The 23,601-nt window shown below is 41.5% G+C and carries 22 protein-coding genes; 4 read left to right on the top strand and 18 right to left on the bottom strand.

Annotated elements, in window-relative coordinates:
- Positions 1 to 39: 39 nt before the first annotated feature.
- Genes B3473_RS01730 through B3473_RS01700 form a run of 7 tightly spaced genes read right to left on the bottom strand, consistent with a single transcriptional unit; the run spans position 40 to position 6,387 of the window.
- Complete coding sequence (locus B3473_RS01730) at positions 40 to 1,692, bottom strand: sensor histidine kinase (RefSeq protein ID WP_154455207.1); 1,653 nt, start codon at positions 1,690 to 1,692, stop codon at positions 40 to 42.
- Positions 1,685 to 2,365, bottom strand: coding sequence for a response regulator transcription factor (locus tag B3473_RS01725; protein WP_154455206.1), 681 nt, complete (start codon positions 2,363 to 2,365; stop codon positions 1,685 to 1,687). The genes B3473_RS01730 and B3473_RS01725 overlap by 8 nt, the downstream gene beginning before the upstream one ends.
- A gap of 2 nt (positions 2,366 to 2,367) precedes the next feature.
- Positions 2,368 to 3,015, bottom strand: a complete 648-nt coding sequence (phoU, locus tag B3473_RS01720) for a phosphate signaling complex protein PhoU (protein ID WP_293651019.1) — start codon at positions 3,013 to 3,015, stop codon at positions 2,368 to 2,370.
- Positions 3,015 to 3,764, bottom strand: coding sequence for a phosphate ABC transporter ATP-binding protein PstB (pstB, locus tag B3473_RS01715; RefSeq protein ID WP_168261466.1), 750 nt, complete (start codon positions 3,762 to 3,764; stop codon positions 3,015 to 3,017). Before pstB ends, phoU begins: the two co-directional genes overlap by 1 nt.
- A complete protein-coding gene (pstA, locus tag B3473_RS01710) occupies positions 3,764 to 4,636 on the bottom strand; it encodes a phosphate ABC transporter permease PstA (RefSeq protein WP_154455203.1) in 873 nt (290 codons plus the stop codon). The genes pstB and pstA overlap by 1 nt, the downstream gene beginning before the upstream one ends.
- An 8-nt stretch (positions 4,637 to 4,644) precedes the next feature.
- Positions 4,645 to 5,490: a phosphate ABC transporter permease subunit PstC gene (gene pstC, locus B3473_RS01705; RefSeq protein WP_154455202.1), complete on the bottom strand. Its 846-nt coding sequence runs from the start codon at positions 5,488 to 5,490 to the stop codon at positions 4,645 to 4,647.
- A gap of 9 nt (positions 5,491 to 5,499) precedes the next feature.
- A complete protein-coding gene (locus B3473_RS01700) occupies positions 5,500 to 6,387 on the bottom strand; it encodes a substrate-binding domain-containing protein (protein ID WP_154455201.1) in 888 nt (295 codons plus the stop codon).
- 281 nt (positions 6,388 to 6,668) lie between these two features.
- On the opposite strand from B3473_RS01700, the gene B3473_RS01695 reads away from it, so the two are divergent.
- On the top strand, positions 6,669 to 6,968 hold the full coding sequence (locus B3473_RS01695) for a YbaB/EbfC family nucleoid-associated protein (protein ID WP_154455200.1): 300 nt from the start codon (positions 6,669 to 6,671) through the stop codon (positions 6,966 to 6,968).
- Positions 6,969 to 7,005: 37 nt separating this feature from the next.
- On the opposite strand, the gene B3473_RS01690 is transcribed toward B3473_RS01695, so the two are convergent.
- The 3 genes from B3473_RS01690 to B3473_RS01680 form a co-directional block, all read right to left on the bottom strand.
- Positions 7,006 to 7,731, bottom strand: a complete 726-nt coding sequence (locus tag B3473_RS01690) for a MerR family transcriptional regulator (RefSeq protein ID WP_154455199.1) — start codon at positions 7,729 to 7,731, stop codon at positions 7,006 to 7,008.
- Positions 7,732 to 7,828: 97 nt separating this feature from the next.
- On the bottom strand, positions 7,829 to 8,416 hold the full coding sequence (locus tag B3473_RS01685; protein ID WP_235281072.1) for a 3'-5' exonuclease: 588 nt from the start codon (positions 8,414 to 8,416) through the stop codon (positions 7,829 to 7,831).
- 96 nt (positions 8,417 to 8,512) lie between these two features.
- A complete protein-coding gene (locus tag B3473_RS01680) occupies positions 8,513 to 9,079 on the bottom strand; it encodes a DUF536 domain-containing protein (protein ID WP_154455197.1) in 567 nt (188 codons plus the stop codon).
- Positions 9,080 to 9,251: 172 nt separating this feature from the next.
- Between B3473_RS01680 and B3473_RS01675 the strand changes: the two genes are divergently transcribed.
- Complete coding sequence (locus tag B3473_RS01675) at positions 9,252 to 10,424, top strand: NAD(P)/FAD-dependent oxidoreductase (RefSeq protein ID WP_154455196.1); 1,173 nt, start codon at positions 9,252 to 9,254, stop codon at positions 10,422 to 10,424.
- A gap of 54 nt (positions 10,425 to 10,478) precedes the next feature.
- Here the strand turns inward: B3473_RS01675 and tsaD are convergent, their stop codons facing one another.
- The 3 genes from tsaD to tsaB are packed head-to-tail and all read right to left on the bottom strand — an operon-like array spanning position 10,479 to position 12,612.
- Positions 10,479 to 11,486, bottom strand: a complete 1,008-nt coding sequence (gene tsaD, locus B3473_RS01670; RefSeq protein WP_154455195.1) for a tRNA (adenosine(37)-N6)-threonylcarbamoyltransferase complex transferase subunit TsaD — start codon at positions 11,484 to 11,486, stop codon at positions 10,479 to 10,481.
- 8 nt (positions 11,487 to 11,494) lie between these two features.
- The gene (gene rimI, locus B3473_RS01665; RefSeq protein WP_154455194.1) at positions 11,495 to 11,917 is read right to left on the bottom strand and encodes a ribosomal protein S18-alanine N-acetyltransferase; all 423 of its coding nucleotides are present in this window, start codon (positions 11,915 to 11,917) and stop codon (positions 11,495 to 11,497) included.
- 2 nt (positions 11,918 to 11,919) lie between these two features.
- The gene (tsaB, locus tag B3473_RS01660) at positions 11,920 to 12,612 is read right to left on the bottom strand and encodes a tRNA (adenosine(37)-N6)-threonylcarbamoyltransferase complex dimerization subunit type 1 TsaB (protein ID WP_235281071.1); all 693 of its coding nucleotides are present in this window, start codon (positions 12,610 to 12,612) and stop codon (positions 11,920 to 11,922) included.
- 193 nt (positions 12,613 to 12,805) lie between these two features.
- Between tsaB and B3473_RS01655 the strand changes: the two genes are divergently transcribed.
- Both B3473_RS01655 and rnjA read left to right on the top strand, forming a co-directional pair.
- Entirely contained in the window at positions 12,806 to 13,036 is a 231-nt protein-coding gene (locus B3473_RS01655) for a DNA-dependent RNA polymerase subunit epsilon (RefSeq protein ID WP_154455192.1), read from the top strand.
- Between the two features lies 1 nt (position 13,037).
- Positions 13,038 to 14,735, top strand: coding sequence for a ribonuclease J1 (rnjA, locus tag B3473_RS01650; RefSeq protein WP_154455191.1), 1,698 nt, complete (start codon positions 13,038 to 13,040; stop codon positions 14,733 to 14,735).
- Between the two features lie 88 nt (positions 14,736 to 14,823).
- Here the strand turns inward: rnjA and B3473_RS01645 are convergent, their stop codons facing one another.
- From B3473_RS01645 to B3473_RS01625, 5 genes are all read right to left on the bottom strand, one after another.
- Positions 14,824 to 16,263: a glutamate synthase subunit beta gene (locus B3473_RS01645; RefSeq protein WP_235281057.1), complete on the bottom strand. Its 1,440-nt coding sequence runs from the start codon at positions 16,261 to 16,263 to the stop codon at positions 14,824 to 14,826.
- A gap of 1 nt (position 16,264) precedes the next feature.
- The gene (gltB, locus tag B3473_RS01640) at positions 16,265 to 20,782 is read right to left on the bottom strand and encodes a glutamate synthase large subunit (protein ID WP_293651016.1); all 4,518 of its coding nucleotides are present in this window, start codon (positions 20,780 to 20,782) and stop codon (positions 16,265 to 16,267) included.
- 254 nt (positions 20,783 to 21,036) lie between these two features.
- Positions 21,037 to 22,383 carry a type I glutamate--ammonia ligase gene (glnA, locus tag B3473_RS01635; RefSeq protein ID WP_154455189.1) on the bottom strand — a complete coding sequence of 449 codons (1,347 nt, stop codon included), beginning with the start codon at positions 22,381 to 22,383 and terminating at the stop codon, positions 21,037 to 21,039.
- A 43-nt stretch (positions 22,384 to 22,426) separates the two neighbouring features.
- Entirely contained in the window at positions 22,427 to 22,798 is a 372-nt protein-coding gene (locus B3473_RS01630; RefSeq protein WP_154455188.1) for a MerR family transcriptional regulator, read from the bottom strand.
- Between the two features lie 81 nt (positions 22,799 to 22,879).
- Positions 22,880 to 23,422, bottom strand: coding sequence for an FUSC family protein (locus B3473_RS01625; RefSeq protein ID WP_154455187.1), 543 nt, complete (start codon positions 23,420 to 23,422; stop codon positions 22,880 to 22,882).
- Positions 23,423 to 23,601 lie beyond the last annotated feature (179 nt).

The following is a 23,601-nucleotide window of genomic DNA, read 5'->3' as shown; positions in this document are numbered from 1 at the left end:
CCCACTACAGTTGACAATGAGCCACTTCTTTTTTTAGTATTACTTTTTAAAGGTGAGAGTCATGGTTGTTCCCTCATCAGGAACGCTACGAACATTGATTGAAGCGTTATGGAGTTTCAAAGCGTGTTTAACAATTGAAAGCCCCAGACCCGTTCCACCAACTTTTCTTGAGCGACTCTTATCGATGCGATAGAAGCGTTCAAAAATGCGTTCTTGTTCTTCTTTTGAGATACCAATTCCCGTATCTTTGACATCAACAGAAATCTTGTCTGCTTCATCTGTTATCGTAATATTTACGCTACCGCCATCACGGTTGTAGGTAATAGCATTGTCGCTCAAATTGTACAAAACAGAATGAATCAAGGCTGGATTACCCGTGATATGGGTCGGTTGTCCCTTAAGTTGAAGCTGAACATCACGTTGTTTGGCTTTAGCAGATAAACTGCTCAAGACACTTTTAGCAACGCGGTAAAGATCCACATCTTCCATTGGTACTTGGTCAGTTTCATCCAATTGTGACAATTTGATAATGTCCTCAACCAACTGCACCATTTGTTTGGATTCTTTGTAAATCTTTCCTGCAAAACGAGGTACATCATCAGCAGATACTAAGCCATTAACTAGCATTTCTGAATAGCCTGAAATGACGTGCAGAGGCGTTTTAAGCTCATGTGACACGTTTGCAGTGAACTCATGTCGTAATTGTTCAATTTGCAATTGTTCTGTCACATCGAACAAAAGAACCACCAATCCAGTCATATGACCATCTGATAAAATCGGACGAATCAAGACCTTGTAACTGTCCTTATCAAAATGAACAATCCCTTCTTGGTTATCTCCTTTAAGACCTGCTTCTAGCAAGTTATTAAAGGCTAAATCCCTTGTTGTTTTTAAGATATCCTTGCCGATACAACTTTGGTCTGTTTGGAAGAGGTCTTGGGCTGCAGCATTCATGCTAATGACATGACAGCCTGCATCCAGCAAGATAATCCCTTCCTTGATTTTTGAAATAATCGTATCGAATTCTTCTTTTTTCTGGTTTAATTGTGACTCTTTTTTAGCCAATTCTTTTTGATGGTAATCAATTCGTCTAAGTAAAGGCGTGATTTCATCATAAGCATCATTGCTTAAAGGTTGGTCTAAATCCAAGTTATTTAACGGTGCAATAATACGTCTTGACGTGTAGCGTGCCACCCAAATCGATAAGACGATTGACAAGATGACAATCAAGGCAAACGGTTGGAACATACGAATCAGCAAAAGCAATAAGCTATGCTGGGTTACGGACAAACGTAAAACCGTTCCGTCATCTAGACGCTGCGCTACATAAATAGATTGTGTTGTTAAAGTTGTCGAAAAGCGAGTGCTCTCACCGTAGCCTTCTTCCATAGCCTCTCTAATCTCTTTACGGTTCTGATGATTATCCATTTTGGTTGCATCAGAGTTGCTATCATAAAGAATCGTTCCCTCGTTGTCAACCCAAGTAATACGAACATTGGAAACGTTTAGATTTTCAAAATAATTTTTTCCTTCTAGTGAAACCCCTTGAGCAATCAAGGCAGTTTCTGTTCGCAACTGTTCTCTTTGAACCTTAGTGAAATAATTGTACAAAGCCCCCATAATTAACAGGATAGCTGAAAACAAAATCCCTAAAGATACAAAAAGTGTTGAGCGAAAGATTCTTTTAATCATTTTCTTCCTCCAGTCGGTATCCTACCCCACGAATAGTCTTTATGAGGTGACTGGCATCACCAAGTTTGGTCCGCAGTGTTCCGATATGAACATCTACCGTCCTTGTTTCCCCAACAAAGTGTTCGCCCCAGACTTGATTTAGCAGTTCTTGTCTGGTAAACACACGATTAGGGTTTTTCATCAATAAAGCAAACAGTTCAAATTCTTTCAGCGTTAGATGAATAACTTTATTATCTTTCTTTACTGTGTAGTTTTGAACATCAAGAGAAATAGAACCAATCGTCAAGGTCTTATCCTCTTGAACATGACTTTGAGTTCGGCGTAAAACAGCTTTAATACGAGAAATCATTTCCATCATGCCAAAGGGTTTGACCAGATAATCATCGGCTCCCATATCCAAGCCCTTAACCTTGTCAAATTCTGTTCCTTTGGCAGTTGCCATGATAACAGGAATACTTTCACTGCTTTTTTTCGCACGCAACTCCTCTAAACTGGATAAACCGTCACTTCCTGGCAGCATAATATCCAATAAGATTAAGTCGGGTTTGACTTGCTCCATCGCTTGCCAGAAAAGCTCGGAGTTGGGAAAGCCTTGGGCTTCAAATCCCGTCGTCCGTAGCGTATAAAGCATCAATTCGCGAATATCATCATCGTCTTCAACACAATAAATCATTATTATTCATCTCCATCTAATTGCCCAGTGATTGAGAAAATGACCCACTTGGCAATATTGACCGTATGATCTCCAATACGTTCAAGGTATTTGGCTACCATCAGGACGTCGATAGCGTGTTCGCCATCCACTTCTTCTCCTGCGAAGTAGGCCATTAAGTCCATCTTTATTGTATCAAATTCTGCGTCAATTGTATTATCATTTTGAATGACTTGGTTAGCCAGTTCTTCATCATCATGCACAAAGGCATCAATACTATTCGTTACCATGTCCACAACGTGGCTTACCATGGTTTGTAGGTGTTTTAATTCTTGTCCTTGGTGGATATGTCCTTGATTGACAATCTCACCCATTTCAGCGGCTTGGGCTCCGATACGTTTCATATCGTAAACCATTTTCAAGGCAGCTGATACATGGCGTAAATCTTTTGCAACAGGCTGTTGACGCAACAGCAATTTCAAACATTGTTCTTCAATGTCGCGTTCAAGTTGTTCAATGCGATGGTAAGTTTCAATCACATCATCCACGAGTTCTGAATCATCGTGTTTTAAAAATTGAACCGATTTTGAGATAACATCTTCACATAAAGCCCCCATAAAAATAACATTTTTATTGAGTTCTTGGAGTTGATTTTCAAATTTTGAACGCATTAGCCGAATCTCCCTGTAATGTAGTTTTCTGTTCGCTCGTCTTGAGGAAGAGAAAAGAGTTGACTGGTTTGGTTAAATTCTACGACTTCCCCCATCAAGAAGAAGGCCGTTTTATCTGAAATACGCACAGCTTGTTGCATATTGTGGGTTACAATAACGATGCTGTATTTTTGCTTCAATTCAATAACAAGGTCTTCGATTTTTGACGTTGAAATTGGGTCAAGGGCTGAAGTTGGCTCGTCCATAAGCAAGACATCTGGCTCAATCGCAAGGGCACGCGCAATGCAAAGTCTTTGTTGTTGACCACCAGACATACCCAAGGCTGACTTGTGAAGTCGGTCTTTCACTTCGTCCCAAATTGCTGCTTGTTTCAACGAACGTTCAACAATCTCATCCAGTTCCGCCTTTCCATGAATCCCGTGTGTACGTGGACCAAAGGCAATATTGTCATAAATGCTCATTGGGAATGGATTTGGTTTTTGGAATACCATACCCACTTTTTTACGCAATTTATTGATATCTAAATCACGGTAAACATCTTCACCATCCAAAAGCACATTACCTGTAATGCGACAATCTTTGACCAAATCGTTCATACGATTTAGGCTTTTTAATAAAGTTGATTTTCCACAGCCAGAAGGACCGATAAAAGCGGTAATTTCCTTGGCTGGAATATTTAAATTGACTGATTTCAAGGCATGAAAATCGCCATAATATAAATCTAAGTTTTCAATAGTTAATTTACTCATTACCCATTCTCACTTCCTAAACGTTTGGCAATTAAGCCTGATAAAAAGTTAATTCCAATGACTAATATCAGCAAGACAACAGCTGTTGCATAGGTTTGATTGATATACAGTCCTTCACCAGAAATAGCGTACATATGCACCGCCAAAGTCCGTGATGAGCTAAAGACGCTTTTAGCTACTTCTGCCACTGTTCCTGCGGTAAAGATAAGAGCCGCTGATTCACCGATAATACGACCAATCGCCAAAATAACACCTGGGAAAATACCTGGCATAGCACTTGGCAAAACAATCTTGAAAATCGTTCTTAATTTACCAGCACCAAGGGCAAAAGCTCCCTCACGGTAACTGTTTGGGACAGAAAGTAAGGCTTCCTCAGTCGTTCTCATGATTAACGGTAAAATCATGATACTCAAGGTCACTGCCCCAGACAAAAGTGATAGACCAAAATGAGCGTATTTCACAAAGAAAAGGGCACCAAACAAACCATAAATGATTGATGGAATTCCTGATAGGGTTTCTGTTGCAATACGAATGATATTGACAATTGGATTATCTCTCTTCGCATATTCTGTCAAATAGATTGATCCACCAATACCAATCGGAACCGCAATCAGCAAGGTTAAAATCGTGATAAAGACGGTGTTAATCAAGGCTGGTAACAAAGAAACATTATCAGTTGTGTAAGTCAAAGAGAACAAGCCTTTGTTTAAATGAGGAACACCTTTCACCAAAATATAACTAATAATAAAAGCAATCATCAAGAAACTCACAAATGCCGCTAAATACACAAACCCAAACAAGATAAGTGATACAGGGTCGTGTTTGCGCGATGCAAAACGCTGCTTTAGAGTTCGTTGATTTACATTTTCCATATCTATGATTAGTCCTCCTTATGCAATAGCGAGAAGGTGATATTGATAATCAGCACAAAGATAAACAAGATAACGGCTGTACCAATCAAAGCTTCTCTGTGGAGACCTGTTGAATATCCCATTTCCATGACAATATTTGTCGTTAAGGTACGGACTCCAGATGTTAATGAACTTGGAATAATGGCCTGGTTTCCAGCAACCATAATAACTGCCATGGTTTCACCAATTGCACGGCCCAGTCCAAGAATAACTGAGGCGATAATGCCTCGTTTAGCCGCTGGCAATACGACGAAAAACACACTTCTTTCGTGAGAAGCCCCTAAGGCCAACCCGCCCTCATAGTAGTAATCAGGTACGGCACGAATAGCTGTTTCTGACACGCTAACAATAGTTGGAAGGATCATAATCCCAAGCAACATTGAAGCTGTCAAAACACCCATTCCGTAGCCACCGATGTTATTTCTGACAAATGGTACCAAGACCACCAAACCGAAGAAACCGTAAACAACCGACGGAATTCCTGCCATCAAGTTGATAGCTGCTTTCAATGGTTTGTAGAAGCGCTCTGGACAAAAATGTGCCATAAAGACCGCTGTCAAAATACCAATTGGTACACCGAGAATTAAGGCACCCAATGTAACATATAGTGAACCAACAATCATTGGGAAAATACCAAATTCATTGCTAGATGGACGCCAGATTTTGCCAAACAAAAACTCTTTTAGGCCAATTTCTTTAATCGCAGGTAGGCCATTAGAGAATAAAAATACGCAAATAAGTAAAACCGATATAACGGAAATACAAGCGGTAAGGAAAAATACCACTTGCATTGTTTTTTCTTTAGTATGATTCATGAATTCCTCTTACTCAGATAGGTCTTCCCAAGATGTAGTATCACCTGCGAAGATATCTTTAACTTGTTCACTTGTAAGATCATCTACTTCGTTCTTGTCATTAACGATTACCGCAATACCATCCATTGCAATAACTGTTGCTGTAACGCCTTCTTTTTCTTCAGTATCTTTAAGTTCACGTGAAGCCATACCGATATCCGCTGTACCATCAACAGTGTTTGCTACACCAGTTGAAGAGTCGCTTTGTTGGATTTCGATTGTCACATCAGGATTTACCTTAGCATAGGCTTCTTTTAATTTTTCCATAACAGGTGTTACTGAACTAGAACCAGAAATAACAACTTTTCCTGAATTTACGCTTGATTTGTAAGAACCATTGTCATCAAGTGGAATATAACCGCTCTTTTCAACAATTGCTTGGCCTTCGCTGCTTAAGATAAAGTTAATAAAATCTTTAGCTGCTTCGTTTGTATCATCTTTTGTCACGATGTTAAATGGACGTGACACTTTGTAAGAACCATCTTTGATGTTTTCTACTGTTGCTTCTGCGCCATCGATGTCAACCACTTTAACGCTGTCGTTCAATGACCCTAGAGAAGCGTAACCAATTGCTGAACCGTCTTCTGCGACAGTTGTCAACATCACTGAAGTAGAGTTAGTTACAATAGCGTTTTGAGTTGTCAAATCAACTTTTTCACCATCGCTATTTTTTTCTTCAAGTCCAAACAATTCAATGAAAGCACCGCGTGTTCCAGAACCATCTTCACGTGTTACAACGTTGATTTGTCCAAGACCTGCTTCACTATCTCCATTAGCAGTGCTTCCGCAAGCTGATAGTCCGACTAGAGCAGCTGCTCCAAGTACGCTAAGTGATGATAACAATTTCCATTTTTTCATGGGGTGATTTCTCCTTCGATATCTTTATGGTACTCATTATAGGCAGGTTATATCAAATTCATTACCGTTTTTTTGTAAAGTTTTTGTAAAATCCCCAAAATTCCTTTTGTAAAAACCATGTAAAGTTAAAAGCTATGTAAAATTTACTTTTTTGTTTTTTGTGCCTATAATAGTAGAAAAAGAATACCTTCTGTCTAAGATTGGTCTTAGGGCTAAAAAATGATATAATAATAACGTTTTAAGAAACGCTTTTTTAACTCAGAAAGGAACTTACAAATCTCATGATGAATATGCAAAATATGATGCGTCAAGCTCAAAAACTCCAAAAACAAATGGAGAAAAAACAAGCTGAATTGGCTGAAACAACCTTTACAGGCACATCTGCCCAAGACCTTGTCAGCGTTGTTTTTACAGGGGATAAAAAATTAGTGAACATCACTTTTAAAGAAGCTATTGTTGACCCTGAAGACGTGGAAACTCTTCAAGATATGACCACACAAGCCATCAACGATGCCCTTTCTCAAATCGATGATGCCACTCAAAAAACACTTGGCGCCTTTGCTGGTAAATTGCCATTTTAAGAAGACAAAAAGCCCGAACCAAATGGTTCGGGCTTTTTTACTTTTCTTTGGCAACTTCTAAGCAATAAGATTTTTCATGACAATGCGGGCACCTTAATTTCCGTGTTTTAGGCGTATGAGGCGCCAGTATAATGGCCTTATAAGACGGCTGGAAAACACTGTGGCAATTAGGGCACACAAAGGCAACCTGAGTAGCGTATTTTTTCTTAACCAACCAAAAAGTCAAAGGAATGATAACGATTTCTCCTATAAGAAAAATCAGTATTTGACGGCTCAAAATCGCCCAAATCAGCGTTCCCCATTGCACTAAAATCAAGGGCAAAGCATAGAAAAACAGACGTCTGTGTAATTGTTTTAAAGTGTGTTGATTGCGCATAACTAGCGAAATGTCTGACAAAAACGCCAATGACTGACCTGATTGATTTTTCACCTTGTCAAGTAGATTGACAGCTGTGTCAAGTTTTGCTTTTCTTTCACTAAGGTCTTGCTTCATCTCCTTGATGTGCTCAACCAAAAGCAATTCCAAAACTTGCTTAGCATTTTCTTCCGCTAAAATGCGTTTGATTTGGTCAATGGAAAAATCCAACTCACGCAGAAAACAAATCATTCGCAGCTGCTCCAAATCACTTGCCACATAAAGCCGCCGTCCACCTTCTGTCACATCAGACGGAGTTAAAATACCACGTTTGTCATAATATTGCACCGTGCGGACTGAAACACCAGCTAACTTAGCCAAATCACCGGTCGTGTAAAATGAAGACATTTCTTCCCCCTTTCTGCTCTTATTATAGAACATGCCCTAAGGTAACGAGCAAGGGGTTCCCTTAGTGGATTTTTTCTTTTTTGTAAAAAGTGGTGCTTTAATCAAAAAAACCACCTAAGGCTGCAAAAGGATTGTCGCCGTGTTCCTCTTCTTGCTGAGTTAAATACGTCTTATTCTCATCAAATTCCATAAACATTTCATAGACTTGAGCTGTCATGCGAGCATCTTCTAACGAATTATGACCGTGACCCGAAATCCCTAAAAATTCTGCTACACTGGTCAATTTTAAATTTGTCACACCGTTTAAATCTGTACTGCGACGAGCAAAAGCTTCATCATAGACATCCACCTTGTAAAATCCTGTCAAGTCCAAGTCATTTTCAACCAACAAAGGCAAGTCTGATTTGATGGCATTGTAGCCAATTAATGGCGTATCTCCGACAAAGGTTTTAAAGTCATCAAGCACCGTTGCAAGCTTAGGCGCACTCGCCACCTTCTCAGCAGTGATACCTGTTAAACCATTGATAAAGGATTGAAGGTGTAAATCAGTGTAAACATAGGTGTCAAAACTGTCAACTTCCTGTCCATTTGCCATCTTAACCGCCGATACCTGAATAATGTGCGTTTCCTCGCCCACCGTATTAAATTCCAAATCAAAAGCAATGTAATGTTGTAATGTTTCCATGTTTTTCTCCAGCATAATCACTCAAATTACGGCAAACAAAAAACCCCAATGGAGGTTTTTTCTTACAAATTGAAAGAACTCTAGCAATAGATGTGCTTATCTACCACCAAACAAACGAGCAAAGAAACCTTTAGGTGCTGTTCCTTCTTGAGCCTCTGCCTCTTCCTGAGCTCTTTCTTGCTCTTTTTCTTCTTCTGTGCGTGTTTGGATTTCTTCCACTTCAGCTTTGGCTTCGTTCAATTCTAACTGAAGACGTTTGCTATCTTCCATAGCCGCCAACGTTAATTGTTGTTGTTGGTCAAGCTGCTTGTCTTTTTCGCTAATCTGAACGTCTTTCACACGAAGTTGCTCATCTTTGGTGCTGATTTGCTTATCCTTAGCTTTAAGTTGTTCGTAAAGGCGAGTGATTTCAGTATTTTTTTCATCCACCAAAATTTCTAACAACTCTCGTTGTTGCGTTTCTTCGCTGATTGGTTCGTCTTCAAAAATGGTTTTTTTGTAAATTTCTTCTAACTTAATCAAGCCGCTGCGGTTGACAACCGTTACCCCTTTTTCGTTTTTAGAAACATCTTCTTCAGGTAAACTTTTCACGCGGTTGTTAACTGCTTGACGGCTAACTCCTAAGATTTCAGCTATTTCGCTGACGGTTTTTTCAATTGCCATAGTATCCTCTTTTACATTGAAATTCTCATGAAAAGCATATCATAAGACCGACCAATTGTCAATTTTATCCCGTCAATCTTTGTCACGTTAGCTTGACATATATGTCAACTTTGTCAAAATAGAAAAATATGCTAGCTGTCCTTTTTAAAACCTTTTATGCTAAAATAAAGGTATGAAAACATATGATACAATTATTATTGGCGGTGGCCCCGCTGGTATGATGGCTGCTATTTCCAGCAGTTATTATGGCAATAAAACCTTACTCATCGAAAAAAATAGACGGTTGGGTAAAAAACTGGCTGGTACAGGGGGCGGTCGCTGCAACGTAACCAATAACGGCACGCTTGATGACCTGATGGCAGGTATTCCTGGAAATGGACGCTTCCTTTACAGTGTCTTTTCTCAGTTTGACAACCATGATATCATCCAATTTTTTGAGGACAGAGGGGTCGCTTTAAAAGTGGAAGACCACGGACGCGTTTTCCCAAAAACAGACAAATCTAAAATCATTATTGATGCCCTCGCACATAGTATTCAAGAATTAGGTGGTGAAGTCCTAACCAACACCGAAGTGGTTTCAGTCAAAAAAATAGATAACCTTTTCCACATCAAATCTGCCACAGAGGAGTTTGTCTGTGAAAAACTGATTGTGACGACTGGCGGAAAAGCTTACCCATCCACAGGTTCAACAGGATTTGGCTATGACATCGCTCGCCATTTCAAAATCAAGGTTACCGAACTAGAAGCGGCGGAAAGTCCCTTGCTGACAGACTTTCCCCACAAGGCTTTGCAGGGAATTTCGCTGGATGATGTGTCTTTAACTTATCAAAAACACCATATCACGCATGATTTGCTCTTTACGCATTTTGGTTTGTCTGGGCCTGCGGCTCTGCGGATGTCTAGTTTTCTCAAAGGCGGTGAAACCATCACATTGGATGTGCTACCCAAGTTATCCACAGAGGACTTGGACGCTTTTCTCTCGGAAAACCGTGAAAAATCACTCAAAAATACCCTAAAAATGCTCTTACCAGAACGTCTAGCAAGCTTTTTAGCGCAGACATTTCCCGAAAAAGTCAAACAACTGACACCGCAGCAAGCAAGTGCTCTTGTGAAAAACCTCAAGGCCATGCCAATCAAAGTGACCGGCAAAATGTCACTGGCCAAATCCTTTGTCACTAAAGGTGGCATTGATTTGAAGGAAATCAATCCTAAAACCCTTGAGAGCAAACACGTTCCAGGGTTACACTTTGCTGGCGAGGTACTAGACATCAACGCTCACACAGGCGGTTTTAATATCACGGCAGCCTTGTGTACGGGTTGGGTAGCTGGTAGTTTGCATTATTAACAACTCTTTCCACATAGCAAAACACTCTTGAAGGTATTCAAGAGGGTTTTTTATTTATAAACCATCAAAAGCTAGGCTTGGTTTGGCATTTAAATCCAAACCAGCAAAATGGCCTTTATCATACTCAATCGCTGCTGCCAAGGCAATCATGCCTGCATTGTCACCGCACAAACGCAAAGGCGGAATAATAACATCAACCTCTGTCAATTCGCTTGCCAATCGTTCACGTAAGCCTTGATTGGCGGCCACACCACCAGCCACTACTAAGGTATTCACAGGGTATTTTTCTAAGGCTTTTTTGGTTTTAGCCATCAAAACATCAAGAACAGCGGCTTGGAAGGAAGCAGCCAAATCCTCTTTGACCAAGTCTTCCCCTTTTTGTTGGGCATTGTGGTGTAGATTGATAACTGCTGATTTTAATCCTGAAAATGAAAATTCCAAGTTATCCTCTGTCATCATAGCACGAGGCAGATCATAAACATCCTTGCCTTGGTGTGCCAACTGGTCAATTTCACGTCCCGCTGGGTAAGTCAAGCCCATCACACGCCCTACTTTGTCATAGGCCTCTCCAACAGCATCGTCACGCGTTTCACCGACAATCTTATAATCACCAGGTTCCTTGACGTAAACAAGTTCTGTGTGACCTCCTGAAACAAGCAAAGCCAACAAAGGATAAGTCAATTCTTTGACTTCACGCGCAGCCATCAAATGCCCTGCCATATGATTGACAGGAATAAGTGGGAGCTGGTGTGCCCAAGCAAAGGCTTTAGCGGCAACCATTCCCACCAAAAGCGCCCCAACTAAGCCAGGACCATAAGTAACCGCAACAGCATCAAGGTCGCTCGCCTCAATTCCTGCTGCCTCCAGTGCATCCTGAAAACAAGTGGTCACCACTTCGACATGATGACGACTAGCCACTTCAGGCACCACGCCACCAAAACGCTTGTGGCTTTCCACCTGACTGGCAATAATATTACTTAAAAGCTCGCTCTCATTTTTTAAAACCGCAACGCTGGTTTCATCACAAGAGCTTTCCACAGCTAAAATATATCTGTCTTTCATTCGTTCGTTTACCTCTCACTGCCCTCACGTTTCATGATAATAGCGTCTTCAACTGGCTCATGGTAATAACGCTGACGCTTACCAATCACCTCAAAGCCAAATTTTTGATACAAAGCCTGCGCCGACGTATTTGACGCCCTGACTTCTAGGAAAATGGGAAAATCCACATGGTCCAAGTGCGCCAATAATTGACTTCCCCAGCCTTCTCCTTGATGGGCCTTCTTCACAGCGATATTTGTGATTTCCAACTCACCAACCAATTGTTGAATCGCCAAAAAACCGATAGCCGTTTTGTCTACTTCCACAAAAAAATAATCCACATTATCCTGCTGCATATCCGACAAGATTTGCTCCTTGGTCCAAGGGGATTTGTCATAGACATCCGACAAAATATCATAAACGGCAGCTACTTTTTCTGTTAATTCTCTCATTTTTAGATACGTTTTATATAATCCGCGTGTGGGTTTTCTTCATGGTTTTTCAGCCAATTTTCCTCCGCTTCAACGCGTTTAAGGTAGTTCGGTACAAAACTATCCACATCCACTGGCGCTAAGGTTTGTCCATATTTTCCAATGGCATAAGCTGATGGCAATACTGGCAACACTTGAGCTTTGGGTAACGCCTCTTCAATTTGCGTCTGGAAAGGAGCCACTTCACCGACAAACAAGACGTCTTTTTCATCTTGAACGGCTGCTAAAAGCTCTGGAAAGGCCATGTGAGCCTCTTCTTTCACCAATTGACCATCGCGATAAAATCCAGCATAAACGTTGTTTCGACGGGCATCCATCACAGGGACAATCATGCCTGAAAACTCTGTTGCCGCTGCCAAGGCATAAAGACTTGACACACCGACCAATTCAATGCCCAGCGCGTAAGCTAAGGTCTTGGCTGTTGCAACCGCCACACGTAGCCCCGTATAAGAACCTGGTCCCTGTGCGACCACAATCCTATCCAAATCAGCAGGTTTTAAATCCACTGAATTCATCAAAAAATCAATCGCAGGCATGAGATTGATACTGTGATTTTTCTTAACATTTACGGTAACATCCGCTAATAACTGCTCACCATCCAAGATGGCAACAGATAAAGCCTTACTTGATGTATCAAAGGCTAAAACTTTCATCATTTCAATTCCCTCACTTGATTCTAACTCTTATTTTATGATATAATTTTAATAATTGCAACGAATCAAGGCTAATTCATTACTCGTAAAATATCACATAGACGAAAATCAAGTAGCTACGGTACTATTTGATAGCTTTTGGTGTCGTTTAATTAGTTAGCCATAGGTAGTATAACGAGTCAAAGAAAGGATTATTATGATTTACAAAGTTTTTTATCAAGAAAATAAAGACCGCAGCCCACACCGTGAGAAAACAAAAGTCATTTACCTTGAAGTTGAAGCTTCAAACGAATTAGAAGGACGCATCAAAACGCGTAAACTCGTTGAAGAAAAAACACCTTACAATGTCGAATTTATCGAACTTTTATCAGAAAAACACCTGGCTTACGAAAAAGAAACAGGTGCCTTTGAACTAACGGAGTTATAACATGTCACAAATCCATTTAAAACCCGAGGAAGTTGGGGTTTATGCTATTGGTGGCCTTGGAGAAATTGGGAAAAATACCTACGGTATTGAGTATCAAGATGAAATCATCATCGTTGACGCTGGTATCAAATTCCCTGAAGATGACCTCCTTGGTATTGATTATGTTATCCCTGATTATTCCTACATTGTTGAAAATGTGAAACGTATCAAAGCCCTTGTCATCACGCACGGGCACGAGGACCACATCGGTGGTATTCCTTTCTTGCTAAAACAAGCTAATATCCCTATTTATGCAGGACCTTTGGCTTTGGCATTGATTAAAGGAAAACTCGAAGAACATGGTTTATTACGCGACGCAAAACTATACGAAATCAATGCGGACACAGAGCTTACTTTCAAAAACTTGAGCGTCACGTTTTTCCGCACTACTCACTCAATTCCAGAACCTTTAGGAATTGTCGTTCACACCCCTCAAGGTAATATCGTATGTACGGGTGACTTCAAATTTGACTTCACCCCTGTCGGCGAACCTGCTGATTTACACCGTATGGCAGCTTTGGGAGAAGAAGGCGTCTTGTGTTTGCTTTCTGACTCAACAAACGCTGAAATCCCAACCTTCACTAACTCTGAAAAAGTGGTTGGCCAATCCATCATGAAAATCATCGAAGGCATTCATGGGCGTATTATCTTTGCGTCATTTGCCTCAAATATTTTCCGTTTGCAACAAGCAGCTGAAGCGGCTGTCAAAACAGGTCGTAAAATCGTTGTTTTCGGACGTTCAATGGAAAAAGCTATCATTAACGGGATTGACCTTGGGTATATCAAGGTTCCAAAAGGGACATTTATCGACCCTAGCGAGCTCAACAAATACCACGCTAGCGAAATTTTAATCATGTGTACAGGTAGCCAAGGGGAATCAATGGCAGCGCTTGCTCGCATTGCCAACGGTACTCACCGTCAAGTTACCCTACAACCTGGAGATACGGTTATCTTTTCTTCTAGCCCAATCCCTGGTAACACAACCAGCGTCAATAAACTGATTAACACTATCCAAGAAGCTGGTGTCGAAGTTATCCACGGTAAAGTCAATAATATCCACACATCAGGTCACGGTGGACAACAAGAACAAAAATTGATGCTTCGCCTCATGAAACCTAAGTATTTCATGCCTGTTCACGGGGAATACCGTATGCAAAAAATCCACGCTGGTTTGGCTATGGATGTCGGCATTCCTAAGGAAAACATTTTTGTTATGGAAAATGGGGATGTCTTGGCTTTGACAGCCCATTCAGCTCGTCGTGCAGGTCATTTCAACGCACAAGACATTTACGTTGACGGTAATGGTATCGGCGATATTGGTGCAGCTGTTTTGCGTGACCGTCATGATTTATCTGAATATGGTGTCGTGCTTGCGGTGGCAACAGTTGATTTTGACAGTCAAATGATTTTAGCTGGACCTGATATCTTGAGCCGTGGTTTCATTTACATGCGTGAATCAGGCGAATTGATTCGTGAAAGCCAACGTGTCTTGTTCAATGCCATCCGCATTGCCCTTAAAAACAAGGACGCTAGCATTCAATCGGTCAACGGTGCTATTGTTAATGCCCTTCGTCCATTCTTATACGAAAAAACAGAACGTGAGCCAATCATCATTCCGATGATTCTCACGCCAGATAACCCACAAGACAGTGGTAAATAAACCAAAAGAGAAGATGCACGATCTTCTCTTTTTTTATATCGACAAGTAAAAAAACACTAGAACGCTCAAACGCTCTAGTGTTTTAGTGTTATTGTGCAACCATGATACGAAGACCTTGGTCGATTTTTTCAGCAGCTTTGCGTCCTTCACGGATACCCCAAATCACAAGACTTGGTCCGCGACGAGCATCACCTGCAACAAAGACACGGTCATTATTGGTTGAATAATCATCATAAACGCTTTGAACACCAAATTGTTCAAAGAGTGATTTTTCAGCACCTGTGAAGCCCATAGCCAATAAGACAAGGTCAGCTTGGATGATTTCTTCCGTTCCTTCAATTGGTTTAAAGCCTGGACCCACTTTTACCGTTTTAGCGGCAATGACTTGGCCACGGTCAGCTCCGATAAATTCAGTGGTTGAGGTTGCGTAAGTTGTTAATGTTGTGTCTTGTACATAATCAGCCTCTTCTTGCCCATAACCCGTGCGGTTAATCATTGGGTATTCTGGCCAAGGGTTGCTTGGCAAGCGTTTTTCTGGTGGTTCTGGCGTGATTTCAAGCTGTTTAACACTTGCAGCCCCCAAACGAACGGCCGTTCCGATACAGTCATTTCCTGTATCACCACCACCAATAACAAGTACGTGCTTACCTTCAAGGGTTGGACCTAATTTTTTCGTTTCAGATGCCAAAACATTTTTCGTGGTTTCGGTTAAGAAATCGACGGCAAAACGCACGCCTGACAAATGACGTCCTGGAACATCCAAGTCACGTGGAACACTGGCCCCAGTAGCTAAGACGACACGGTCATATTGTTGCAAGAGTCCGTCCGCTGTGATGTCACGTCCAACTTCGGTATTGGCAATAAAGGTGATACCAAGATTTTCCATGACATCAATGCGGCGTTGAACAATTGCTTTATCCAATTTCATGTTTGGAATACCATACATCAACAGCCCACCAAAACGGTCACTACGTTCATAAACTGTCACGTTGTGCCCTATTTGATTGAGACGCCAAGCTGCAGCAAGCCCTGCAGGTCCTGAACCAATCACCGCCACTTTAAAGCCTGTGCGGTAAAGTGGACGACCTGAGTCCTCCACCCAGCCATTTTCAAAAGCAGTATCAATAATGAAACGCTCATTGTCATGAATGGTAACGCCTGCGCCGTTAAGGCCTTCGGTACACCCTTTTTCACAAGGTGCCGGACAAACACGCCCTGTCATCTCAGGGAATGGATTGGTTCGAGATAGGCGCTCAAATGCACGCTTGTAATCACCCTTGTAAACCAAATCATTCCACTCTGGAATCAAGTTGTCGTTAGGACAGCCTGAAACGGCACGCCCACCACCGTAAAAAGTACCTGAGTGGCAAAATGGTACGCCACAAGCCATACAACGAGCCGCTTGTTTGCGACGCTCTTCTTCTGAGAGTGGGATTTGCAGTTCCTCAAAGTCCAAGATGCGTTCAGCAACAGGACGATAAGGATTGTCTTTTCGCTCATATTTCAAAAATCCAAATGGGTCCGCCATTTTAATTACCTCCTGTTACTTGTGCAAGTAGTTCTTCTTTTTCGGCAGCTGTTTCAGCTCCGCCTGTCGAAATTTCAAAGGTACGTAATTCTAGTTCGTCACCTTCTAAGCCAGTTTTAGCCAGAGCATGCTCAATATCGTGGATTTCGTGGAATTCTGTTGGATATACTTTGACAAATTTATCCACTTCTTGTGCCCAATTATCAAGCAAACGTTTGGCTTTAGCACTGCCTGTGTAGTCGTAATGTTTTTGAATCATATCAACCAAAACATCGTCCCCACGTGTTTCTCCAACTTTGTAGAGGTCAACCATTTCGCGATTGACTTTTTCAGCAAAGTCACCGTCAGCATCGTAAACATAAGCCATACCGCCACTCATACCAGCAGCAAAGTTGCGTCCTGTTGTGCCAAGGATAACCGCTACACCACCTGTCATGTATTCACAACCGTGGGCGCCAACACCTTCAACCACTACTTTTGCACCTGAATTACGGACACAGAAACGCTCACCCGCACGACCTGCAAAATAAGCTTCACCCTTGACCGCACCAAAGAGGGCAACATTTCCAACAATCGGTGAATGTTCCACATCGTAAGCCGCATCATACGATGGTTTAACAATCAAGCGACCACCTGACATGGATTTGGCAATGTAATCATTGGCTTCACCAACCAAGGTCAACTCCATGCCTTGTGTGATAAAGCTTGCAAAGGATTGCCCTGCGATACCTGTGTATTCGTACTTAATCAAACCTGGTTCAAGTGTGTCGTTACCGTAACGTTCTGCTAGCCAACCAGCCATTCTCGCACCAACCGCACGTTGCACGTTATTGATGGATTCTTTAACCGTCACGCCAACGCCACTATCAACCGCTGCTTTGGCAAAGCCGTCCAACTCTTTCCATTGACGAGCATCTGCAAATGGGTCTTCTGTCTTACGGTTAATCGGATAAGCTGTTCCCAAGATACGTGAGAAATCAAGTGATTTGGCTTTCCCTTTTGGAATGAATTTGGATTTCAAGATTTCAGAATGCCCAACCATTTCATCAACTGAGCGGAAGCCAAGTTCAGCCATGTACTCACGCAATTCTTCTGCCATGAACATCATCATGTTAATCAAGTGTTCTGGTTTTCCAGCAAAATGCTGACGCAACTCTGGATTTTGTGTTGCAACACCAACAGGGCAGGTATTGAGCGAGCAAACACGCATCATCACACAACCGATAGAAATCAAAGCCAAGCTAGCAAATGAATATTCTTCAGCCCCAAGAAGTGTCGCTACGGCAAGGTCACGACCTGTCATCAATTTACCGTCAGTTTCCAAAGTCATGCGTTGACGTAAACGGTTAAGAGATAGCGTTTGATGCGCTTCTGCCAAGCCCATTTCCCACGGCAAACCAGCGTCACGGACCGAATTACGAGGAGAGGCACCTGTTCCACCGTCATAGCCTGAAATAACGACCTTGTCCGCACCAGCCTTAACACAACCTGTGGCAATAGTTCCAACACCTGTGCTTGACACCAACTTGACATTGATTTTTGCATAAGGATTAATTGCTTTGAGGTCATAAATCAGCTGCGCCAAATCTTCAATTGAGTAAATGTCGTGATGCGGTGGTGGTGAAATCAAACGCACACCAGGCGTTGCCCCACGAATTTCAGCAACCCAAGGGAAGACTTTTTGACCAGGCAATTGCCCACCTTCACCAGGTTTTGCCCCTTGTGCGAGTTTAATCTGAAGTTCTTCTGCAGACATGAGGTATTCCGCATTCACCCCAAAACGTCCAGAAGCCACCTGTTTAATCTTAGAATTCAAATTGCGTCCGTCTGGTTGGACTTTGAAACGGTTACGATTTTCGCCACCCTCACCAGAGTTTGATTTGGCTCCAATGGCATTCATAGCTTCTGAAATGGTTTCATGAGCTTCTTTAGACAATGAACCAAAACTCATGGCACCAACCTTGAAACGTTTGACAATAGTTTCAGCAGGCTCGACTTCAGACAAATCTACTTTTGGACGGTCAGAATGGAATTCCCAAATCGAACGCAGTGTTGTCGGTGTTTCCAAAGCTTCTTTGTCTAGTTCAGCCGTGTATTCTTTGAATAGTTTGTAATCGCCCGTACGAACAGCCTGTTGGAAATTGTAAATGGTGTGTGGATTAAACAAATGGTATTCACCGTCAGCCTTGAATTGGTAAATACCGCCACTTTGCAAGTAATCCCCACGACGTGGACCAAAAGCATCTTCGATACGTTGCAGGTATTCTTTTTCAATTTGGTCTAGTGACAAGCCACCAATACGCGTTACAGTTCCTGTAAAGTATTTGTTGACAACAGCATCAGACAAACCAACTGCTTCAAATAGCTGGGCACCCTTGTAACCAAGGATAGTAGAAATTCCCATACGGCTCATGATCTTGACAATACCTTTTTCTGAAGCTTTGCGGTATTTTTCAAATGCCTGCTCATCTTTACCGTATTCTTTTAAGGTCGCATAAGCTCCGTAAGGGTGAATGGCTGCCGCACCGTAACCTACCAAGGTCGCAAAATGATGCACTTCAACTGCTTCAGCCGTATCCACCACAATCGAGAATTGGCTAGCTTTACCCTTGACAACCATGTAATTGTTCAAACCAGAAACGGCCAACAACATTGGAATCGTTGTTTGATTTTCTTGAATGTGACGGTCTGACAAAATAATAATCTTGCTGCCGTTATCCACAGCTTTTTCCGCCGCCTTAAACAAGTTTTCCAAAGCACGTTGCAAACGGTTGTGAGAAGGTTCAACCACATCATAAACCGTTGACAAGGTTGTTGCACGGTAGCGCTCATCTTGCAACTGAGCGATTTTCGCAAATTCTTGGCTTGACAACATTGGACTGTCAATCTTGACTTTCACACAGTTGTCCGCACCATCTGCCTTGAAATTACCATCGCCACCCAAGTAAACACTCGTTGACACCACGATTTGTTCACGAATGGCATCAATTGGCGGATTGGTAACTTGCGCAAATTGTTGTTTGAAGAAGGTGAAAAGGGATTGATTTTTATGAGAAAGCACTGCTAATGGGCTATCAAATCCCATCGAAATAACAGGTTCTTCCCCTTTTTCAGACATCGGTAAAATCACCGTGCGAATGACTTCTTCTGTGTAGCCATAAGCCTTCCACATGGTATCAATGTCTGTGGTTTCTTCTTGTAATTCGGCTGCCTCAAAGTCTTTTAAATGAGCGATATTTTCTTCCACCCATTCCTTGTAAGGATGCTGAGCAGCGTAATAAGCCTTGACTTCTTCATTGCGCATCAATCTGCCTGAAGTGGTGTCAATCAACATCATGTTACCAGGACCAAGCACACCTTTTTCAACCACACGACTTGGTTCAAGGTCCACTACACCTGATTCACTTGAGCAAATCAAGAAATTATCCTTCGTCAATGAATAACGGCTAGGACGCAAACCATTACGGTCCAAACGTGCACCAACCATATCACCGTCAGAAAAGACAAGGGCCGCTGGACCATCCCAAGGCGCTACAAAGCTTGACGCATATTCGTAGAAAGCCTTCAAATCATCTGAAAGCCCAGATTCTTCACCCCAAGCTTCAGGAACCATCATCAACAAGCTCTGCGGGATATCACGACCATTACGGTAAAGATATTCCAAACAGTTTTCCAACTTAGCCGAATCTGAATTTTCCTCGTTGTAAACCTCAATCTGATGACTGTGCATCCAGTTTTCCGCACCACGAAGGGTATTGATTTCACCATTGTGGGCTAAAAAGCGAAATGGCTGCGCACGGTCCCAAGATGGGAAAGTATTGGTCGAAAAGCGTGAGTGAGTCAACGCAATGTGAGATTTGAAGTGCTCATCTTGCAAATCAGGGTAAAATAGCCCGACCTGAAAAGCGTGTAACATTCCTTTATACACAATAGTTTTACTCGATAACGAACAAATGAAAAATTCATCTGCTGAGAACGTCTTCTCCATTTGACGACGCAATTGGAACAATTGGTCCTCAAAATCACGCCCTGCTTTCGTGTCGTCTGGTTTCTTAATAAACACTTGGACAAAGCTTGGCATGATTTCCTGAGCTGCTGGACCGCAATTATCATAACGAAACGGCACATCACGCGTCATCAACACATGAAAACCAGCCAATTTTATCTCAGCCTTAACAGCCTCTAAAAGACTAGCCTTGGCTTCTGCGTTTTGTGGTAAAAAGAGCTGAGCGACAGCATAGTCACCCTTTTTAGGCAAGCTATAACCCGCTTCTTTTGCCTTTAGTTTGAAAAATTCATCAGGCAAGGCGAGCAACATCCCAGCCCCATCTCCAGTGTCAGGTTCGGCACCTGTCCCACCACGGTGATTCATTCGTGTCAACATCGTCAATGCATAGTCAATCAAAGTATGACTAGCCATGCCATCAATTTGGGCAACAAATCCCATTCCACAAGCATCAGACTCGAAAGAGGGGTCCCAAAGCGTTGTTTTTTGTGCCTCTATAGCACCTGTGTTCATAGCCTTCACTCCAATCATCGTATAAATAATCTAATTATTCAGAATATTGTAATATGTTGTACCATATTTTGAGGCGTTAGAGTAGTCATTCTAGACATTTTTTGATAGAATAATACTCTTTTACTCAAAATATTATCGGTTATCTATTCTTATGAGGGGTAAAAGTGGTCGCACTTCTTCAAAATCAATTGAAAAGAAAAGACTGAAGAAAAGTCCCATAGAGGACTGTTTCTCCAATCTGTTCTCACTATGCCTTAATATAAATCTAAGTAGTTATCAATTTCCCATTGTGAAACGAATGCTGCGTAGCTTGACCATTCAATTTTCTTAGATTCCACAAAATTTGTATAAATGTGCTCACCAAGAGCTGCTTTAACAACTTCATCTTCTTGCAAGGCTTTAACCGCATTATGCAAAGTAGAAGGAAGGTCGTGAATGCCTGCTTCTTTACGTTCTTCTTCAGTCATCACATAAATATTTGATTCTACTGGAGCTGGAGCTTCAATTTTATTTTCAATACCATCAAGACCTGCTTCAAGAAGAACTGCAAGTGCTAAGTATGGGTTTGCTGTTGGGTCAACAGAACGAAGTTCCAAACGAGTTCCCATACCACGAGATGCAGGAACGCGAATAAGTGGTGAACGGTTACGACAAGCCCATGCAATGTAAACAGGTGCTTCATATCCAGGAACCAAGCGTTTGTATGAGTTTACAGTTGGATTCATAATAGCAGTATAGTTGTAAGCATGTTTCATCAAACCGCCAAGGAAGTAGTAAGCTGTTTCTGACAATTGCATTCCTTTTGGATCTTCTGTATCAAAGAAAGCATTGTTGCCATCGTAGTCAAACAATGACATGTTACAGTGCATACCAGAACCATTAATACCGAATTTTGGTTTTGCCATAAATGTTGCGTAAAGACCATGTTTACGAGCAATTGTTTTAACAACGAGTTTGAAAATTTGAATGTTGTCACATGCTTTCAAAACATCAGCATATTTGAAATCAATTTCGTGTTGTCCAACCGCAACTTCGTGGTGACTTGCTTCAACTTCAAATCCCATTTCAGTCAACACGTTAACGATTTCACGACGTGTGTTATCAGCAAGGTCTGTTGGTGCAAGGTCAAAATAACCACCGCGGTCGTTTACTTCAAGAGTTGGTTCACCTTTTTCATCCAATTTGAACAAGAAGAATTCTGGTTCTGGACCAAGGTTAAATGATTTGAAACCAACTTTTTCCATGTGACGTAGAGCACGTTTCAAGTTACCACGTGGGTCACCTGCAAAAGGCTCACCTTCTGCTGTGTAAATGTCACAAATCAAACCTGCAACAGCACCATTTTCACCACCCCAAGGGAAAACAGTCCATGTGTCAAGGTCAGGATGTAAAAACATATCAGATTCGTTGATACGTACAAATCCTTCGATTGAAGAGCCATCAAACATAGCTTTGTTGGCTAATACTTTGTCAAGCTGTTCATCAGTAGCTGGGATTTCCACGTTTTTCAATGTTCCAGCAATATCTGAAAACATCAAGCGTAGAAATGTTACATTTTTTTCTTTAACTTCGCGACGAATGTCTGATGCTGTAATAGTCATGAATTAAGGTCTCCTTTTTTTACAGAAAGCCGATACACTCGACCTAGATGCGCCAATTACTAATATACTGCGATGGGGTTGAAAAACGCCCTTGGTTTCGGAGTTCATCTTGTAAGATACGGCGAACATCAGCATCGGTCAAAGATTTCTGTTTTTGATTAGCTTTGTCTTGCCGCTCCGCATACTCACGTTTAATCGCTGCAATATTAAGCCCCTCATTGAGAAAATCTTTGATTTCAAGCAATCGATCCATGTCATTCAACGAATACATGCGACGATTCCCCGATGTTCTCTCCGGCGTAATTAAGCCCTGATCTTCATAATAACGAATCTGACGTGCAGTTAAATCCGTCAACTTCATTACTGTTCCAATAGGAAATACCGCCATGGAACGTCTGAGTTCTTTTTCTCTCATGGTGACCTCCTTCCGCTATCCATTATAATCTGAAAATTCTAAACTGTCAACCCTTTATGTTAGAAAACATGACATATAATTTTATTTATGTTCTCGCCTACGAATTAATTTCCGAACTTCATTGACATCCGCATTAACAATAATGGCTACAAAGACCCCGCAGAAGGTTTCAAAAATACGTGCAAAAACGTATAAAACCGTATCTCCTGGTGGGATAGAAAGCGTAATAATCAAAAGAGCAGACGTCCCTCCAATGATTCCTGCTTTATTGTTGATAGCCACATTTATCATAATGCCCAGCATCGAAAAAATAGGGATGAAAACTAAGGTAACCCAGAAATGGTAGTCAAAAAATTGATTGATAAAAAAGAAAATCAGTGATAAGAAACCACCTACACTATTTCCCACAACCCTTGAAAAGCCAAAATGCACGCTTTTATCAAAATTTTCGCGTAAACAGAAAACAGCCGTCAAAGTCCCGATTTGCAATCCTTCCCATCCAAACAGGTGAAAAATCAACAAGACTAAGAAAACGGCTAATCCGGTCTTAATGGTCCGCATGCCTAATCTAAATTTACTAGGGTCAAACTTATAATTTGCCAAAAGATTTTTTAAATAATTCATAACTCACAACCATTTATATTTCTTTTATTGTATCATATTTTGCGGCTTTTTTGGGGAAAGCGGGGTAAACTAAGCACACAAAACGTTCATTTTTCTCTCATCGATTAGGCCATTGCAGATTTTTACAACAAATAAAAACATACTAAGATTAGTAGTGAGAAAATCTCCGACGGGAGAAA

The sequence above is a fragment of the Streptococcus sp. UBA632 genome (assembly GCF_002300045.1).
GTDB lineage: Bacteria > Bacillota > Bacilli > Lactobacillales > Streptococcaceae > Streptococcus > Streptococcus alactolyticus.
This window is presented reverse-complemented; position numbering and strand designations above follow the sequence as displayed.